We start from the raw sequence: 17,986 nt of genomic DNA, 5'->3' as shown, positions 1-17,986 counted from the left end.
CCTTTGATTTCTTCGCCAGAAACTTTTCCGCTTGACGAGTAGATAGTAGTATTTCTCGTTAATGTGACATCCCCGAAGGCGAGTCACCGCTGGACGACGTATCAGCAGCCCAATCACTACATCCGCAAAGCACGCCGCTCGAAAGTGGCGCAGTCCGCCCGCAGTTCTGGTTTCGGTGAAAAGAGAACGAAAATGTTCCACTTTTGAAGGTGGTGGAAAAGTGGGACAAAAAGTACAGCTTGTTATGACTTATTTGTTGGGTGGTATCGCATTCGTTTTGTGAATTTGTGATTCACTAGCAGTTAGCAAATGTTAAATAGCCCTTGCCAACTCAGTTGCAAACGGCTTTTCTTGCTTTGCGCAAAGTACCAAACCGGAGGAACTCTGTTTGGTCACGAAATCATCCAAAAAAGCTGTGGAAGCGTCGGAGGCGGCTGGGCTCGCCGCATTCGCAAAACTGGCGACGGCTTCGTATGAGGCCCTCGAAAACGATCTTCAAGCTAGAATTGAAACCCTTGAAGCTCAGGCGTTACGATTCGCGACTGTTATCGACAACATCTCGCAAGGCATATGCTTTTTCGATGCCGATGAACGGCTGATCCTGTCGAACCGTCGCTATGCAGAGATCTATCGCATTGCGCCCGAGCAATTGCAGCCGGGCCTGGCCTTGAGCGAAATCGTCGAACGCCGCGTTGCCGCAGGAACATCCGCGATGGCTACCGACGCCTTCTCGCATTGGCCCGGTCGGTGAATTCGGGCAAGGCTTCGAGGGTCTGGACAGCCAACCTTGTCGACGGTCGAACTATTCAGGTCTGCCACCAACCGATGCCCGACGGTGGTTGGGTTTCCACGCATGAGGACATTACGGAACTCGCTGCCAATCGCCAGATTGCCGACGAGCGCATCTCGCTGCAAACGCTGATCGACTGGGTGCCCGACTATCTGTGGGTCAAGGACAGGGAAAGCCGCTTTGTCGTGGTCAACAGCGCCCTTGCGGCCGACAGTGGTCGGGAGAAGACGAGCGACATGATCGGCTTGACCGATTTTGATCTCCATGCCCCGGAACTTGCGCAGAAGTTCCGCTTCATCGAGCAGAGCGTCCTCAACAGCGGACAACCGATGATCGACGAGGAGGAGTTTGTTATCGATGCGACAGGCACCGGCAGGTGGTTCTCGTCGACCAAGGTGCCGTTGCGCAATGTTCAGAATGAGATATTTGGTCTGGTTGGCATCGCCCATGACGTCACGGCCCGCAAGCAAGCCGACATCCTTCGAAACGGGCAGGCGCATATCCTGGAAATGATCGCGATGAGCTCTCGGCTCGAGGACGTGCTCGACCGTCTCATGCGCCTCGTGGAATCCCAGTTGAGGGGGATATTCGGTTCGGTCTTGCTGCTCGATAAGGACGGCAGCCACTTGCTGCACGGCGCCGCGCCGAGCTTGGCGAAAGACTATACGAACGCCATTGACGGGATCGCGATCGGTCCAAAGGTAGGTTCCTGCGGAACCGTCGTCTATCGGCGGGAGCCGGTCATTGTCGCCGACATCCTGCAGGATCCCCTCTGGGAAGATTACCGCGAGCTGGTGGCGCCCTACGGCTATCGTTCCTGCTGGTCGACCCCGATCCTGTCGCATCAGGGTGCTGTGATAGGTGTCTTTGCGATGTATTCGATGACGGTGCGCGAACCCATCGAGGCCGAGACCCGGCTGATTGATTTCACGACCCGCATCGCCGGGATCGCGATCGAGCGCAAACTGGCAGAAGATCAGATCCACTTCATGGCCAATCACGATGTGCTGACGGGGCTTCCCAATCGCGCCTTGCTGGAGGACCGGCTTTCTCAAGCGATCTTGTACGCGCAGCGATACGATCGCTGGGTGACAGTGGTGTTCATCGATCTGGACAATTTCAAGCTCGTCAATGACACGCTGGGCCACAATGCCGGAGACGAACTCCTGAAGACTGTCGCCGGTCGTATGGTTGAATGCGTAAGGGCGACCGATACCGTTGTGCGGCTTGGCGGCGACGAATTTGTCATCATTCTGTTCGACCAGCCGACGAATGTCGATCTCATTTCGGAGACCTTGCAAATGATCCGGGCGGCGATTGCAGCGCCGGTTCATATCGGAGAGCATCGCCTGAGGACGACGGCCAGCATCGGCATCGCAAACTACCCCAAGGATGGGGCGAGCTCGGAAACACTCCTGGTCAACGCCGATGCGGCCATGTATCGGGCGAAGGAATTCGGCCGCGACAATTTCCAGTTTTACACTCCCGAATTCAACTCGAGGGCGCATGATAAATTCGTGCTTCAGGAGGAATTGCGAAACGCCGTGGCCCGCTCGGAATTCGTGCTGCTCTATCAGCCGCAAGTCGATCTTCGCTCGGGGCGCGTCTTTGCGGTAGAAGCGTTGATACGCTGGAACCATCCGACACTGGGCGTGGTACCGCCGATGACGTTCATCCCGACGGCCGAGGAGACAGGATTGATCGTGCCGCTCGGCGACTGGATTCTGCATGAAGCCTGTCGACAGAACAAGGCCTGGCAGGATGCAGGATTGCCGCCGATGACTGTGTGCGTGAATGTCTCGGCACGGCAATTTAGGGAAAGGAATCTGGTTGAACGTGTCGTCCACTCGCTTAGAGAAAGCGACCTGAAGGGCTGTTACCTTGAGCTGGAGTTGACCGAAAGCCTCATCATGCAGGACACAGAATTGGCAGTCGCAACGATGAACGAACTGCAAAGCCTGGGCGTTCAGATCTCTATCGACGATTTCGGGACGGGCTATTCCAGCCTCAGTGCACTCAAGAGCTTTCCCGTTGCGCGGCTAAAGATCGATAAGTCGTTCATCAACGACGTCGCCGACGACGAAAACGATCAGGCTGTTGCCAGCGCCGTAATTTCGTTGGGTCAAAAGCTGAACATGAGGGTCATTGCCGAGGGCGTCGAAACAGACGATCAGGTGGCCTTCCTGCTCAAAAACAATTGCGATGAAATGCAGGGCTATCATTTCAGCAAACCGGTCTGCGCGCAGGACATCGAGAATCTGCTCAACGCGCCCGGCAACTCATAGTCAATTCCAGCTCTCGCCTTTGATTCCATGACTGAACCTGTGCCCCAGATCCACGTCACGGCAGCGCGTAGGCGACGGCCTTCCGCGAACACGCCATACCGACTGCCCTGACCTCTGCTAGCTTGGTCCTGCGGCGGACCTGATTTCCGCTTGGCCGGCGCCTATTGTGGCACCCCCCGCCCCTTCGGCGCCGGCCACCTTTCCGCCGCAGTGGGTTAAATGCCACGAGAACGCCGGCTGCAAGGTTCCATAGGAGTCCTACAGGTGAAAGGCCAGTTCCTGATAGCTTAGTTGGCGGAGCGGTGGTGTCACATTGATTGAGGGGCAAGGAAATTGAGGTAGCAGCGCGCCCATGACCGTGAGTGCACCGACCTACAAGAACCACCGCTATCCGATCGAAATCGTGGCGCGTGCTGTCTGGCTCTACTTCCGCTTCAATCTGAGCTTGCGCGATGTCGAGGAAATGCTGCTCGATCGCGGGGTCGTCGTTTCCTACGAGACCATCCGCCGATGGTGCGAAAGCACGGCCCTGATTATGCGCGCCGCATACGCCGCAAGTCGCCGACGAAAGACTATGTCTGGCACCTGGATGAAGTCGTGGTGCGCATCAACGGTCAGAAATGCTGGTTGTGGAGAGCGGTTGATCAGGACGGATATGTGCTCGACGAGATTGTCCAGACGCGTCGCAACACCAAGGCCGCCAGGCGCCTGCTGACGCGACTTCTGAAGAAGCAGGGTCCGCCGCCAAAGCGTATGATCACCGACAAATTGCGCTCCTACGGGGCGGCCCAACGCCAGCTCATGGCGAACGTGGAACACCGCTCGCATAAAGGTTTGAACAACCGGGCGGAGAATTCTCACCTGCCGTTCCGAAAACGGGAGCGAACGCGACAGGGTTTCCGATCAGTCGGCTCATTGCAGCATTTCGTGTCGATCTTCTGCGCCGTCCGAAATCTCTTCGTCCCATCCCAGACCAACCGCTCCGCCGCACAAATTCGAACCCCATCGACGCCAAGCCATGGCCGCGTGGGAAGCCGTAAGCGCACGGCCTGCCTGAAAAGCGAGGTGTCGGCCTCACGCGGCCACATTTCAAACAACGTGAAAACGCCGCCCAAACTGCTCGCAGGTGCCAGGTTCCAGGACGGCATCGAGGTCATCGAAATGAAGCCGCAAAGCGCCGCTTGATCAACCCAGTCACCCAAAATCCGTCATAGCTCTGTGATGGATGCTCTCGACCGTCGCCGATCACCTCCAAGATCCGACGCTTTTGCTCTTCGAATATCCCTGGCCATGCTGGATCGTAGTCGACGACTTTATCGCATTCATTTAGGCAACGGATTTTCGGCGGCTTGCCTGATTCGCAGAGCTGCCGAAATGCGCTCAGCCTTGCGCTGGCGATCGCGTGAGTTTGCCCGAGGGGGTAAGTGTGCGACGGCTCGCCGGTCGCAATGACCGAGATCCGTTTCTGGTTGAGGTCGCTGAGGGTACTGTGGCGCGGCGGACGGACCGAATGATCGATCTCTGGGACATCGGCACCTACGACAGCGAGATAAAGGATTATCTCGAGTCCCACCGAGACATCATCGACGGCTATTCTGCCCTCGAGCGGAAGAAGGACATCATGGTCGCCAAGCTGGCGACCTGGGTGCCGATCCAGCCGAACCGGTTCCAAGGCGACTACGCGGCGACGGTCGATGGCCTTGCCGAAATCATGTCAACGAAAACGTTGCGGACATTCCACTACACCCGGATGACTGACGACGAGGTTGAATCCGTGCAGGCCGAAGGCATGGTTCCGACCTCGGTGGATTCCCTGACGGATGTATTTGACAAGGGCCGTTCTGCTCTGATGTCCTGGAAGTGTGCTCTCAGGGCGTTCTGTCCCGGCAGACGGTCGAGACCGCGGCGCGCGCAGCAAAGTCAGGGCTGGCCGGCAGGCCAGCGAGCAGTATGCACGACTTGGCCTTGACGGAGCGAGCACGTCGCTATCGTTCGCCGGCTGCGGGATGGATCGGCGAAGCTGTTTTTGTTATTCTGTCGCGGCTCGGGTGACCGCGTGGCGAAGAACAGGGTCGAGGTTGCAACCCTGTCGCTCAGCCTATGATCGTCGCACCTCATGTGCGGCGCCCGAGCGCCCCTTCGGCGATTGCTGTTTCCATGTAGCGACGAAGCGACGGTAGACTTCCTCGGCGTTGCCGATCGTCTCGCGCTCGCTCTCGCGTACCGACTTGTTGCTGTAGTCGGCAGCAGATCCCTTTGTCTTGCCGCCGCGAAGAGACGGATAGCCGGCGGTCAATTCCAGCTTTCGGAGCTTCCAATCCAGGAGCGCCGAGCGGCTCCAGATGTAGTTTTCGTCCTTGGTCAGCATGTGCCAGACGATGACCGCCAGCTTGCGCGCAGTCGCGACCGCGGCAACGTGCTTACCTCGCTTGTCGCGGATGCGCATGAAGAAGGCCCGCAGCGGGCCAGGCACGCCGGAAATGACCCACGCCGCCTCGACCAGCATCGACCGCGCGTGGGCTCGGCCTTGTTTGGTGATGCGGCCGTGATAGGCCGGCTTGTCGCCGGACTGCCGGACCCGCGGGTTGAGCCCAAAATAGCTGACAAGCTTTTCCGGTGATGAGAACCGTTCGACATCGCCAATGGCCGCCACGATACTCAGCGCGACCGTGACGTTCACGCCGGTGATCGTCATCAGTCGCTTGCCCCGAGGCTCCTGGAGGGCCGTCTGCGCGAGACTCTTGTCTACTTGTGCAAGCTCACCACCAAGGCGATCGAGTTCACCGGCATGGCGAAGGACGACACGGCGCTGATCCTCGGCGAGCGGCTGAGCCTCCAGCCAAGCCCTGCCCCGCTTTGAGAACAGGGTGCCCTTGTAGGGCGGGATCAGGTTGGCGTGCAGAACGGAATGGATTCGGTTTTTGAGACGGGTCATCTGGGAGACGAGCTGCGTTCGTTCGGCCACCACGCGACGACGCGTCTCGGTTTCCTCGTCCGGCATCCAGACTTCAGGCAGAAAGCCACTCGCATGAAGCTTCGCCAGCACTGCCGCGTCGATCTTGTCGGTCTTGACCTTGGCCCAGGCGATGGCCCGGACCAGGATCGGATTGGCTATAACCACGCGGCCCACAAAAGGCGACAATAGTCGCACGATCGCACTTGTATTGCCTGTTGCCTCGATGACGATCTCGTCATCCGGCTTGAGCTTCATGGCGAACTGCAACAGGCGGCTGCGTTCAAGATCGATCCTCCCCGCATCCCGGATTTTGCCTTTCTCCAAGATCGCCATTTGGGCGAATGATCGGTGAACATCAAGGGCAATGATTCTCATTCCCGGCTCCTTTCCAGGGTCAGCAACCATGGGAGCCGGCGGGCTACACGACAACTACGGATCCGCGCTCGCAGCGCAACCGGGCAAGTCGAAGGGGGCGGCCAGATAACAACTCGAACTCTCAGTTCATCAGGTACTTCGGCCTGCCCGCCATGCGTGCTCCCGACACCCCAATCCCGGTAGGTGGACGGTAGTCGATCCATCCGTGCAAGAAAATACGGATTGGCGCGTCGCGCCTATTCATGCCTGATAACAACCGCGTCGATCGTCAGGTCGCTGCCGGAGGGTTGACACCGGAACAGGGCACTAGGATCATCAAGCGACCCCGCCTGCGCACGGATTTCGGCGTCCGCAAAGGCTTCTGGTCAACAACTGTGCCGCTCCATCCGGACGAATCCGCCGTGAAGCTGCTCGTCCAGCACTGGGGCGGCGAATCCGCTTACTGGCTGCTTGTTGGAACGGAAGATGAGGACGTGATCAGCGTTCTGAAGGAAATCGGCCGCGGCAGAGTCTTCGAGATCACGGTACCGCTTGCGGAAGCCAACGGTGGCTTGGCAGGCTTTAGCGCCGCCAGGATTGCCGTCAGGGAATATGCGTGCAGCCTGGGATCCGAATTCCTTCGCGAAGGCCTCGATCTCGGCGTCGAACACAAGCTGCCCCCCTCCAACATTCTCAGGATTCTTTCGGAGGGTGAGGAGGGGTACACGGTGATCGGGAGGGGCTACCCGACCACCTATAAGAAACCGGAGTAGGGTGACAGGCGCGCAGTCGAGTTTTCCCACGGCATCGGTCAATTTCTCAGTTTGGGGAACATGACGTGCGCCAGGATGGACATTCTGCTGAATTTCACCTGCCGGCGCTGTTTCCGTGGACGCGCGCCTGGGACCATTTCTATTGCCCGTCTCGGCTCACGCCGGGGCGGGCTTCTTTGCGTTCTGGGAGGATTTGCTCACCATGGTTCAGAGTGGCGGCCATGGAGCTCGCCTCAGAAGCGGCGCCCAATCGGAAACATTAGCACCTCCGCGACCACGCAAATCGCGGTCTCTTCCAAAGACACGTCGTCATTCCGCCTCGTGCCAACGCGGTCGAACCATTCGACGATAGACCTCCCGGCCAAAGGGACCAGCATATCGCCGCAATCGGCAGAGACGGCCGGATGAAATGGCAGGCCTCCAACGGTTATGGCAAACGCTCGCTGGTCGAGACCGCCATAGGGCGATACAAGCCCACCATCGGGCGGCGTTTGCGGGCACGGTCGCTTCCCGTTCAGCAGACCGAAGTCGCCATCGGCTGCGCCGTCCTCAACCGCATGCTTGCCTGCGCACGCCCGAAATCCGCCCGCCGCAAGGCGGCCACAGCATAGTCTGCCGCTTCAAAGATCGACATCCGCTCAAGTCCGGACCCATGCACCAACGCCGTGTTCAGGGTTGCGGGTAGGGACGCGCATTGCTGCACGCCCCCCGCACAGATCCGTACGTGCGGCTTTCCCGCATACGGCTCCCACCTCGGGTGTCTGACGGCGAAGCGCTGCTCCGGCCAAGGGTGGATAATCTGGACCTTGGGGAGATAGTCGTCGGCGAATTTCTCAATCCGCTGCCTTGTCGTTCGGTCCCGATCGCCGCGCCTAATAAGGGCTCGACGCCAGTGTGATATGACTTGGCGGCGGAACGCCACGTTGGCCTCGTAGTTGGTCGGCACAGCGTGATAGTGCATAAATCCTCGGACAACCTGCCCCAGCCATTTCCCCAGTTCGGGGGTCGACTGGTGCCTTCGCTGTCGCAGCGTGGCCTTCACCTCCTTGAGCTTTGTCCGCAGGCGATCGGCCCGGGTTTTCCTCTTGACGAGGAACTTACCCTGCCGAGATCTGCCGCAGATAAAAGTAAAGCCCAGAAAGTTGAAAGTCTCCGGTTTTCCGAGCCCGCGCATCTCGCGATTTGCCGCCGCGTGGCGGCCAAACTCGATCGTGCGGGTCTTGTCCGGATGCATCGATAGCGAGAACTCCTCAAGCCTGGTTCGCATCGCATCGAGGAAGCGCCTTGCGTCAGTTTCGTGCTCGAAGCCAACGACCAGATCATCGGCATAGCGCACAACGATCATGTCGCCGGATGCTTCCCGACGCCGCCAGCGCTTGGCCCACAGGTCGATGACGTAGTGCAAATAGACGTTGGCAAGTAGCGGTGAGATCACCGAGCCCTGTCCCGTCCCCATTTCACTGACCGCCACCACCCCATCTTCTAGGACGCCCGCCTTCAGCCATTTCTGGATCAGGCGGATGATGCGCTTGTCGCCAATCCGATGTTCCAGGAACCGGATGAGCCATTCTTGGCTTACCGAGTCGAAGGAAACATCTCCAGACTGCCCATCACCAGGACCTTCCCGCCTCGGCAACGATCATGCGGGAGGGCCACGCCTTTGAAGGGCGGCCTCTGGCCGTAATCAGCCGCCTCAAACGCCGCGGCGAGCCAACGCTGCTTTTAGAATTGCCGGACGGCAGCCGGACCTACATTCCCGTCGCGTGGACGGATCTCGGGGGCCTGGGGGGTGATTCCACAGCCTCGCCGGCTAATCACTCCAGCATTGGGCGGCTTTCAGACCTTCTGCATCTGCGCTTTCTGACCGACGCTCTTCTTGAACGGCGCGGCGAGTCGCCGCCCGATGACAAGGAGGAGCGACATGCAACTGAAGCTGAGATTCGCCGAGGAAGACCGCAAGCGGCCTCCCGACCCACCCACCTGGGAGACGCTGGACGCCGAGGCGCGGGCGGAGGCGTTGCGCCGGCTCGCCCTCGTGATCGCGCGCATGCTGACAGTGAGGGAGGCCGGTCATGACTGAACACAGCAAAATCGCCGCCGGTCACCAGGCCCGGCTGGCTGTCGTCTACCTGCGCCAGTCGAGCGCCTCACAGGTGGAGAACAACCGTGAATCGACCGAGCGGCAATACGCGCTCTCCGGTCGGGCGCGCGAGCTGGGTTGGCCGGACGAGCGTGTCCTGGTCATCGACGAGGACCTTGGCCTGTCCGGCTCCGGCAGCGTCATGCGCGCCGGCTTTGCGCGGCTGACCAGCGAGGTGGCGCTGGCCCGGGTCGGCATCGTGCTTGGCCTGGAGGTTTCGCGGCTGGCGCGCAACAATGCCGACTGGCACCGGCTGATCGAGTTGGCCGGGCTGACCGATACGCTGATTGGCGATGCCGACGGGATCTACCACCCGGCTCTGTTCAACGATAGGCTTTTGCTCGGGTTGAAAGGCGCCATGAGCGAGGCCGAATTGCACGTCCTGCGCGCCCGCCTCAATGGCGGCATCCGCAACAAGGCAGCGCGCGGTGAATTGCGCCGCGGCCTACCGATCGGCTTCGTCTGGGGCGAGGCGGACGGCGAGATCCTGATCCATCCCGACGAGGCCGTCGCCCATGCCATCCGCACCGTCTTTGCCCGCTTTGCCGAGCTCGGCTCGGCGCGCCGCGTGTGGCTGTGGTTCCGCGAGCAAGCGATGAAGTTCCCGCTGTGGCTTAATGCACGCACCGAGCTGCGCTGGGGCGAGGCCAGCTACCACGCGGTTCACAGCGTGCTTGCCAATCCAGTCTATGCCGGCGCCTATGTCTATGGCAAGTATCGCCGAGAGACGGTGCTCGACGAAACCGGCGCGCGGTGCAAGCGGATACGCAAGCTGCCGATGGAAGACTGGCAAGTGCTGATCAAGGACCACCACCAGGGCTATATCGATTGGCCCACCTTCGAGGCCAATCGAGAGCGCATGGCGGCCAACACCCAACCCCGGACGCACGCCAAGGCGCAGGAACAGGCCGGTGGCGCCGCCAGAGAGGGTGGCGCCCTGCTGCAGGGCATTGCCCGCTGCGGCCACTGCGGGCGACGGCTGCACACCCATTATCGCGGCCGCACCGTGACGCCGGGCTACCATTGTCCCGGCAAGGTGGTCGTCGAGGGCAGAGGCGTCCATTGCCTCAATGTTGGCGGCGGGCAGATCGATGAAGCCGTGGTGGCGGCCTTCCTGGAGGCGCTGGAGCCGGTGCGCCTGACCGCCACGCTCGAAGCGGCCGAGCGGCTGGAGAACGATCGCGACGCAGCACTCAAGCAATGGCGGCTCGACGTGGAGCGCGCCGCCTTCGCCGTCAACCGCGCCGAGCGCCGCTATTGCGCCGTCGATCCCGACAATCGCCTGGTCGCCCGCAGGCTCGAGCAGGAGTGGGAGGAGGCGTTGCGCGCCCTGGAGGCGGCAAAGGCGGAACTGGCGCGGCGCGAGGAGCAGCGTCCGCGCGTCCTGTCGGCCACGGAGCGGGAAAAGCTGCTTGCCCTCGGGGCCGATCTGGCGAGCGTTTGGTACGCGCCCACCACCACGCCGCGTGACCGCAAGGAATTGCTGCGCACGCTCCTCGATGAGGTCACCCTCCATGTCGATCGCGACGAGGCAGCGGCGCTTCTCGTCCTGCGCTGGAAGGGCGACGCTACGAGTCGCCTCACCGTCGCCTTGCCGCGCTCGCGGCCGGCGACGGTTCGTACCGACGAGGACACGCTGGCGCTGCTGCGGCGGCTGGCACCGCATTATCCCGACGCGGTCATTGCCGGCGTCCTCAACCGCCAGGGCCGCCGAACGGCGTACGGCCACCGGTTTGACGCCAACCGCGTCGGCTATCTGCGTAAGCACTGGAAGATTCCCGCCTGCAAGGCCAAGCCACCAGCCGCCGACGGCGACATCGTCACCGTCCGTCAGGCCGCTGCCGCGCTCGGCGTGGCGCCATCGACGCTTCACCGCCATGTCAACGACGGCCTCATCCCGGGCGAACAGGTGACACCCGGTGCGCCATGGCGCATTCGCCTGACCGCCGAACTCAAGGCCCGCTTCCTGGCCACGCCTGGCGAAGGCTTTGAGCCCATCCGCGACGCCATGGAGAACCTCGGCCTGTCGCGCCAGGTCGTGTTGCAGCGAGTAAAACGCGGCGAACTCGAAGCCGTCCATGTCGTGCGTGGACAGAGAAAAGGCCTATGGATCAAGACGATAGACCAAAATCCCAGCCTCTTCGAACAGATACCGTGAACCAGGGGGTATTATGACAATGGATCCAAGAATGACCGGATGTCGGCGTCAAGAACCCAGTTCACTTTCCGTTTGCCAATCCCAACTACAAGGGCGTCCAGCGCATCGTGCTGGCTACGTCCAGGTCGGAACCCATACGAGAACCCGAGGAAATCTTCCTCATAGACCGCATTCAGCACCTCCAGCGTCGCCCTTTGGACAATTTTGTCTTCCAGAGCTACCACCGCGAGAGGCCGTCGTCGCCCATCCGCCTTTGGTATGTACTGCCGGCGGGATGGAAGCGGGTGATACGGTCCCCCTCGGTGAACCCGATCATAGAGATCGGCGAGGTTGCTTTCGAGATCGGCTTCGTAGTTTTGCCATGTCACTCCGTCTACTCCCGGAGCAGCTTTCCGTTTGAGGGCGTAGAAGGCTTCCCGCATCCGGTTAATGCTGACATGGTGCAAAAGGGCAGTGAACTTCGTCTCCTTGTTGTGCCTTGCCACTTGCCGTATGCGGTCCAACCCATGTGCCACACTCTCCCGTCCCTGTGTCCGGAGTGTGCGGTGCTGTTCCGCATTCCCCTTGGCCCCCGCCCTTCGCTCCACCGTCTCCGCCGCCGGTGACCCGGCCTTGTTCGTCGGCTTCTTCACTACTATGGCGGGATCCGACTTCTCGCGACCGTGCATCATCGGCTCCGGCTCCTCACCTTCCCGATGCGGGCCGAGGCGGTTTCCCACCTTCGGTCAGACGCGAGATATCCCAGGTTCCGACGCAATCCGTTCGTGCGTGATAGGATCTTCGACCGCGGCAGAGCGTCAAGGCCTCGCATAGCGGCCCCGCACATTTCGCCTTCGACGTTTCTGACCGTCTCGGCCTCTGCGACATTGTGGATATCGCGGCTCAATAACCTACCCCTCACGATTGCTGTGTACGCTTCGCGGCCGCCGTCGCCGGCGGGCTCACGCAACACTCGCTACCAGGCGGACGCTACTCCTTACCTGGGCCGGACTTCCACCGGCTGGATCACGCCAGCTTCTCCTGGCGCACCAGAAATTCCACTTATAACCCCCGTCCAAATTTCCCGAGCCAGCTCTCTTCCGCGCTTCCCCGCCGCAATAGCGCCTTGCCGGCTTCACACAACTTTACATTCGCCCGCAACAGCCGAAACATTACGCTCGTAGTTTCGCCCAGTCGCGGCAGAGATGCCGCATTAGCGAAAGGACCATCATGGAAACGAACCATCATCAGGAACCGGCCAGCCTCTCCGGCACCGCGCAGAAGAAGAGCTGGGGCAAGCGCATCGCCATAGGCGGCATCGCGATAGTGGCGCTTGCCGGCGTCGGCGTCCCTGGCGCGCTCAGCCAGGATTACGGGCGCATGCAGCGCTTCGGCATGGGCGGGGGCCACGGCGGACCCGACATGCACATGCAGGCCAACTTCAGCGATGGGATGGGGTTCGGCGGGCATAACTTTGGGTGCATGTTCGGGAAGGTCGACGCCACACCCGAGCAGGAAGATAAGCTGGAGGCGATCATGGACAAGTTCCGCGACGATGTCCGCCCGATCATATGCGGCTTCCGCGATACGCGAGACGATGTCGCCAAGCTGCTCGGCGCCGCAACCATCGACCGCGAGGCAGTGGAGAAGCTGCGCGCCGAGCGTATCGCGGCGGTCGACAAGGTCTCGCGCAAGCTGACGACGGCGATGCTCGACGCCGCCGCGGTGCTGACGGCCGAGCAGCGGGCGGAGCTGGTCGAACTTTTCTAGGATCGCAGCTGGCACCGACGCTGGTAAGCTCTGTACCGGCACAGGTTCGAATCGGAGTAGACAAACGAGCATGGCGGACCAGGTTCTCATCGTCGACGACGACAGGCGCCTGTCCGCCATGGTCGCGGAATATCTGACCGGCAACGGTTTTCGTGTGCGAACGGCGGATACAGCGGGCGCGGGCATTGCCGAGATCGCGCGGCTGTCGCCCGATGCCGTGATTCTCGATGTCATGCTGCCCGACATGGACGGCTTCGAGGCGCTGAAGCGCATCCGCGCGAACTCCGATGTGCTGGTGCTGATGCTGACGGCGCGAAGCGACGAGACCGACCGTATCGTGGGGCTGGAAATAGGCGCCGACGATTATCTGCCGAAGCCTTTCAATCCGCGCGAACTGCTGGCGCGGTTGAAGACGATCCTTCGCCGCCGCAACGCCGGCGCGAACGCCTCGCCCCGCATCCTGCGCTTCGGACGGCTGGAGATCGACCCCGCGTCCCGCTCCGCCCGCGTCGACGGGCGCGACTGCCCGATGACCAGCTACCAGTTCAACCTGCTGGTGGTGCTCGCCGAAAATGCTGGGCGTACGCTGTCGCGCGTGCAGCTCATGGACATGGTCAAGGGCGAAGAACTGGCGTTCGACCGGTCGATCGACGTGCACGTCTCGCGCATCCGCGCCGCGATCGAGACCGATCCGAAAGATCCTCGCCGCATCATTACGGTACGCGGCGCGGGCTATTTCTTTGCCCGTTTCCAGGACGGTGACAGATAAGCCATGCGCAACAGCCTTTTCGTCAAGATCTATCTCACCGTGCTCGTCAGCCTCGCTGCAGTGGTGATCGCCAGCGCGACCTTCCTGCACATGAGCCGGGAACGCGACCATGCCGCGTGCGACGCCTTCGCGGCGATGCCGCCGGCGGACTCCGACCCCGCTCTGCTGCAGGCGACGGTCGAGCGGGTTTCGGCGGCCTTCAATGCCGACATCTCCGTCTTCGGCCCGCAAGGGGGGCTGGTTGCAGAGATCGGCCGGCCGATCTCCCCGCAAAAGTTCGGATCCCCGCGCAGGATCCTCCCCGGCGGGCATCACCTGCTGATCAGCCGGCAGCTGGACGGAAGTGTGATCGCGGCGCGGCTGAGAATGCCGCTCGGCCAGGCAGGCTTTCTCGCGCTGATCGCCGCGGTGATAGGGCTTGCCGCCTTTCCAGTCGTGCGTCATCTCACACGCCGCCTTGAAGCAATGCGCCAGGGCGTCGATCGCTGGGGCGCAGGCGCTCTCGACAAGCGCGTCGCCGTGCGCGGCAGCGACGAAGTGGCGGCGGTGGCGGCGAGCTTCAACCGCGCCGCCGAGCAGTTCGAGCGGCTGCTTGCCGCGAATAGCTCGCTGCTTGCCAATGCCAGCCACGAGTTGCGCTCGCCGCTTGCGCGGCTGCGCATGGCGATCGACCTCATCGCCAACGAACAAAGCGGCCCGATGCGCGATGAGATCGTGCGCAACCTCGCCGAACTCGATGCGCTGGTGGAGGAAATCCTGCTTGCCGGCCGGCTCGACCATATCGAGAAGCTGGAGCGGGTGGAGCCGGTGGATCTGCTGGCACTCACGGCCGAGGAAGGCGCACGGGCCGGCGTCGACGTCTCAGGCGAACCTGGCGTCGTGTCGGGCGACCCGAAGCTGCTCACGCGGCTGGTTCGCAATCTCATGCAGAACGCGCAGAGACATGGCTGCCCGCCGGTTAGCGCGCATGTGGGGATCGAAGGCGGCTCGGTGGTGCTCAAGGTGTGCGATCACGGGCCGGGCCTGCCGGAAGGAACCGGTGAGCGCGTCTTCGAGCCCTTCTTCCGGCCACAGGGCCGCAGCGAGACGGCCGCCGGCTGGGGCCTCGGTGCCTGTCGCTGGTGCGCAAGATCGCCTTGCGTCACGGCGCAACCGTGCACCACGAATCGCCATCCGACGGCGGCGCCTGCTTTGTCGTCACGTTTCCGGCAATATCTTGATACGGCGGGCGCATATCCTTGTGAAAGCAGGGCGGAAGGAGAGGTATGATTAACGCACGAATTCCCGACGGGTACTGGTTCCGCGAAAAGATCAGCAGGCGCGGAGGGCAGCGAACCTCGAAGGAGGACGGATTTCAGGCGTTGTCACGTTGTTTGAAATGTGGCCGCGTGAGGCCGATACCGCGCTTTTCAGGCAGGCCGTGCACTCACGGCTTCCCACGCGGCCATGGCTTGGCGTCGATGGGTTCGAATTTGTGCGGCGGAGCGGTTGGTCTGGGATGGGACGAAGAGATTTCGAACGGCGGAGAAGATCGACACGAAATGCTGCAATGAGCCGACCGACCGGAAACCCTGTCGCGTTCGTTCCCGTTTTCGGAACGGCAGGTGAGAATTCTCCGCCCGGTTGTTCAAGCCTTTATGCGAGCGGTGTTCCACGTTCGGCATGACCTGGCGTTGGGCCGCCCCGTAGGAGCGCAGTTTGTCGGTGATCATACGCTTTGGCGGCAGGCCCTGCTTCTTCAGAAGTCGCGTCAGCAGGCGCCTGGCGGCCTTGGTGTTGCGACGTGTCTGGACAATCTCGTCGAGCACATATCCCTCCTGATCAACCGCTCTCCACAACCAGCATTTCTGACCGTTGATGCGCACCGCGACTTCATCCAGATGCCAGACATCATCTTTCGTCGGCGACTTGCGGCGTATGCGGCGCGCATAATCAGGGCCGTGCTTTCGGCACCATCGGCGGATGGTCTCGTAGGAAACGACGATCCCGCGATCGAGCAGCATTTCCTCGACATCGCGCAGGCTCAGATTGAAGCGGAAGTAGAGCCAGACAGCACGGGCCATGATTTCGATCGGATAGCGGTGGTTCTTGTAGGTCGGTGCACTCACGGTCATGGGCGCGCTGCTACCTCAATTTCCTAACCCCTCAATCAATGTGACAGCACCATCGTTTGACCAGACAGCGCCCGCGCGTGATGCAAATACCGCTCATATGCGAGCACATGTTGTTCTACCGGTGATGGGTTGTACTCGGCCTCAATCTCTTCGGCGATTGCGTTCTGGCTTCGCAGAAAAGCCAGTAGATGTCGAAGAGCGGCGGTATCTCCAAGCTTTGGCCGCTGCGCTCGGTCCAGCAAATAACGCCCAGGATGGTCTCCACTTATGTCGCTTAGCTCAATCCCCTTTTGCCCGAGCCACTTGCTAAAGCCTGCGGCCAGCAGCACCTGGTTCCTCATGGAAACAAGACCGTAGCCTCGATCACCGAGCCATTCGGCAAACGGAACGATATAACTCGCCACCGGGCCCTCTGGTGGCCGCGACAACGCCAAATCATCATTGATGAAACACTTCATTGTTTGCTCCCTTTCCAAGCTGGATTGCCGGAAGGGCTACAAACTATCTCTACATGTTATCGCATAAACCCTTGGATTCGTGGGCAGAACTCTAGCTACCCGACATAGTCGGGCGGGGTAGATAGTGACCCTGTGGGTGACGCCGAAAGCCCTGTCCAGGTGGCAAGCGCCAAGACGCAAGACACGTGGCGGCCAGCACCGCTATTCTGATCTGGCGATCGAGACCACCTTGACGCTGGGCCTTGTGTTTGGCCTGCGGCTGCGCCAGGCAGAAGGCTTGCTGGAATCGGTGCTGCAACTGATGGGGCTGGCGCTCGCTGTCCCCGATCATACCACCCTGAGCCGTCGGGCGCGGAAATGGCAATCGCCCAACAAACGGCATGATCGCCAGGTTGCGCCGGAGGGACCAGTGCATGTTCTTGTCGACAGCACCGGCCTGCAGGTCTACGGCGCGGGTCAGTGGCTGGAGGAGAAGCACGGCGCCAGATCCCGTCGCAGTTGGCGCAAGCTGCATCTGGCACTGGATGCCGACAGCGGCGAGATCATTGCCCATACCCTGACTGATCAGGACACTGGCGATGTCTCTCAAGTGAGCCACTACTCGACCAGATTGGCGGTCCGATCGGACAGTTTACTGCTGACGGCGCCTATGACGGAAAACCGACTTACGACGCAGTCATCGATCACAGCGCTGCCGCCGCAATCGTCATTCCGCCTCGCGTCAACGCGGTCGAACCATTCGACGATAGACCTGCCGGCCAAAGGGACCAGCATATCGCCGCAATCGGCAGAGACGGCCGGATGAAATGGCAGGTCTCCAACGGTTATGGCAAACGCTCGCTGGTCGAGACCGCCATAGGGCGATACAAGTCCACCATCGGGCGGCGTTTGCGGGCACGGTCGCTTCCCGTTCAGCAGACCGAAGTCGCCATCGGCTGCGCCGTCCTCAACCGCATGCTTGCCTGCGCACGCCCGAAATCCGCCCGCCGCAAGGCGGCCACAGCATAGTCTGCCGCTTCAAAGATCGACATCCGCTCAAGTCCGGACCCATGCACCAACGCCGTTGCGATGGCTTCTCGTGTTGCTCTGGTGGGAGCTACCGTCGTCAGGTAGCGGTTCCAGCGCTCCGGCTCTCAAGAAATTCTTAGCCGCGACTTCCTCTGGCGTTTCGCCAACAAGCTCCTTGCAAATCCGAACGGATTCGATCCCGCGATCGAGGCCGACTTCCGAAGCCTCTTGTCCGAGGCCACCTTGAAGAGCGCTGCCACGCCAACGCCGCCGCTTCATCAGCCACGATCGCGGGATCGAATCCGTTCGGATTTGCAAGGAGCTTCATTGCGTCAACCGCATCGTTGTCTTCGACGGTCATGAAGGCAGCGCGCCTTCAGACTGAAATCGTCTTCATTAGCCGCTGGGCTTGAACGTCTGAGCCCTCCGGCA

9 protein-coding genes and 7 pseudogenes are annotated in these 17,986 nt (G+C 61.3%); 11 read left to right on the top strand and 5 right to left on the bottom strand.

All coding sequences use genetic code 11. The features are described 5' to 3' along the window. The first annotated feature begins 388 nt into the window (after window positions 1–388). The 3 genes and pseudogenes from HB777_35715 to HB777_35705 all read left to right on the top strand — a co-directional run bounded on the left by HB777_35715 (window position 389) and on the right by HB777_35705 (window position 5,044). A pseudogene (locus tag HB777_35715) lies at window positions 389–3,075 on the top strand (EAL domain-containing protein). Window positions 3,076–3,427: 352 nt separating this feature from the next. After that, window positions 3,428–4,132, top strand: a pseudogene (locus HB777_35710) (IS6 family transposase). A 453-nt stretch (window positions 4,133–4,585) separates the two neighbouring features. Further along, window positions 4,586–5,044, top strand: coding sequence for a hypothetical protein (locus tag HB777_35705; GenBank protein QND69138.1), 459 nt, complete (start codon window positions 4,586–4,588; stop codon window positions 5,042–5,044). 129 nt (window positions 5,045–5,173) lie between these two features. Here HB777_35705 and HB777_35700 read toward each other — a convergent pair whose 3' ends face one another. Continuing rightward, entirely contained in the window at window positions 5,174–6,406 is a 1,233-nt protein-coding gene (locus tag HB777_35700; GenBank protein ID QND69137.1) for an IS110 family transposase, read from the bottom strand. A 242-nt stretch (window positions 6,407–6,648) separates the two neighbouring features. Between HB777_35700 and HB777_35695 the strand changes: the two genes are divergently transcribed. Both HB777_35695 and HB777_35690 read left to right on the top strand, forming a co-directional pair. Continuing rightward, a complete protein-coding gene (locus HB777_35695; protein ID QND69136.1) occupies window positions 6,649–7,158 on the top strand; it encodes a hypothetical protein in 510 nt (169 codons plus the stop codon). A 305-nt stretch (window positions 7,159–7,463) separates the two neighbouring features. After that, window positions 7,464–7,769 (top strand): annotated as a pseudogene (locus HB777_35690) (IS5/IS1182 family transposase). Between the two features lie 140 nt (window positions 7,770–7,909). On the opposite strand, the pseudogene HB777_35685 reads toward HB777_35690, so the two are convergent. Then, window positions 7,910–8,794 (bottom strand): annotated as a pseudogene (locus HB777_35685) (group II intron reverse transcriptase/maturase). A 285-nt stretch (window positions 8,795–9,079) separates the two neighbouring features. On the opposite strand from HB777_35685, the gene HB777_35680 reads away from it, so the two are divergent. Further along, entirely contained in the window at window positions 9,080–9,238 is a 159-nt protein-coding gene (locus HB777_35680; GenBank protein ID QND69135.1) for a hypothetical protein, read from the top strand. Then, a complete protein-coding gene (locus tag HB777_35675) occupies window positions 9,231–11,456 on the top strand; it encodes a recombinase family protein (protein QND69134.1) in 2,226 nt (741 codons plus the stop codon). The genes HB777_35680 and HB777_35675 overlap by 8 nt, the downstream gene beginning before the upstream one ends. An 11-nt stretch (window positions 11,457–11,467) precedes the next feature. Here the strand turns inward: HB777_35675 and HB777_35670 are convergent, their stop codons facing one another. Further along, a complete protein-coding gene (locus HB777_35670) occupies window positions 11,468–12,124 on the bottom strand; it encodes a hypothetical protein (protein ID QND69312.1) in 657 nt (218 codons plus the stop codon). Between the two features lie 541 nt (window positions 12,125–12,665). Here HB777_35670 and HB777_35665 point away from each other — a divergent pair. The 3 genes and pseudogenes from HB777_35665 to HB777_35655 all read left to right on the top strand — a co-directional run bounded on the left by HB777_35665 (window position 12,666) and on the right by HB777_35655 (window position 15,194). Beyond that, window positions 12,666–13,205: a Spy/CpxP family protein refolding chaperone gene (locus HB777_35665; protein QND69133.1), complete on the top strand. Its 540-nt coding sequence runs from the start codon at window positions 12,666–12,668 to the stop codon at window positions 13,203–13,205. A 70-nt stretch (window positions 13,206–13,275) separates the two neighbouring features. Beyond that, window positions 13,276–13,974 carry a response regulator transcription factor gene (locus HB777_35660; protein ID QND69132.1) on the top strand — a complete coding sequence of 233 codons (699 nt, stop codon included), beginning with the start codon at window positions 13,276–13,278 and terminating at the stop codon, window positions 13,972–13,974. Between the two features lie 3 nt (window positions 13,975–13,977). Then, window positions 13,978–15,194 (top strand): annotated as a pseudogene (locus tag HB777_35655) (HAMP domain-containing histidine kinase). A gap of 189 nt (window positions 15,195–15,383) precedes the next feature. On the opposite strand, the gene HB777_35650 reads toward HB777_35655, so the two are convergent. Together HB777_35650 and HB777_35645 are read right to left on the bottom strand one after the other, a co-directional pair. After that, on the bottom strand, window positions 15,384–16,088 hold the full coding sequence (locus HB777_35650; protein ID QND69131.1) for an IS6 family transposase: 705 nt from the start codon (window positions 16,086–16,088) through the stop codon (window positions 15,384–15,386). A 47-nt stretch (window positions 16,089–16,135) separates the two neighbouring features. Beyond that, window positions 16,136–16,546, bottom strand: a pseudogene (locus HB777_35645) (integrase). A 121-nt stretch (window positions 16,547–16,667) separates the two neighbouring features. Between HB777_35645 and HB777_35640 the strand changes: the two are divergent. Beyond that, window positions 16,668–17,554, top strand: a pseudogene (locus HB777_35640) (IS5 family transposase). Window positions 17,555–17,986: the final 432 nt, after the last annotated feature.

Source organism: Mesorhizobium loti (genome assembly GCA_014189435.1).
Taxonomy (GTDB): Bacteria; Pseudomonadota; Alphaproteobacteria; order Rhizobiales; family Rhizobiaceae; genus Mesorhizobium; species Mesorhizobium loti_G.
The sequence above is the reverse complement of the archived record's forward strand: the minus strand, read 5'-3'. Positions and strand labels throughout refer to the sequence as shown.

Excerpts from the sequence above, each read along its gene's own strand:
- HB777_35705 (QND69138.1), top strand. The coding sequence starts at position 4,586 with ATGATCGATCTCTGGGACATCGGCACCTACGACAGCGAGATAAAGGAT.
- HB777_35700 (QND69137.1), bottom strand. The coding sequence starts at position 6,406 with ATGAGAATCATTGCCCTTGATGTTCACCGATCATTCGCCCAAATGGCG.
- HB777_35695 (QND69136.1), top strand. The coding sequence starts at position 6,649 with ATGCCTGATAACAACCGCGTCGATCGTCAGGTCGCTGCCGGAGGGTTG.
- HB777_35680 (QND69135.1), top strand. The coding sequence starts at position 9,080 with ATGCAACTGAAGCTGAGATTCGCCGAGGAAGACCGCAAGCGGCCTCCC.
- HB777_35675 (QND69134.1), top strand. The coding sequence starts at position 9,231 with ATGACTGAACACAGCAAAATCGCCGCCGGTCACCAGGCCCGGCTGGCT.
- HB777_35670 (QND69312.1), bottom strand. The coding sequence starts at position 12,124 with ATGCACGGTCGCGAGAAGTCGGATCCCGCCATAGTAGTGAAGAAGCCG.
- HB777_35665 (QND69133.1), top strand. The coding sequence starts at position 12,666 with ATGGAAACGAACCATCATCAGGAACCGGCCAGCCTCTCCGGCACCGCG.
- HB777_35660 (QND69132.1), top strand. The coding sequence starts at position 13,276 with ATGGCGGACCAGGTTCTCATCGTCGACGACGACAGGCGCCTGTCCGCC.
- HB777_35650 (QND69131.1), bottom strand. The coding sequence starts at position 16,088 with ATGACCGTGAGTGCACCGACCTACAAGAACCACCGCTATCCGATCGAA.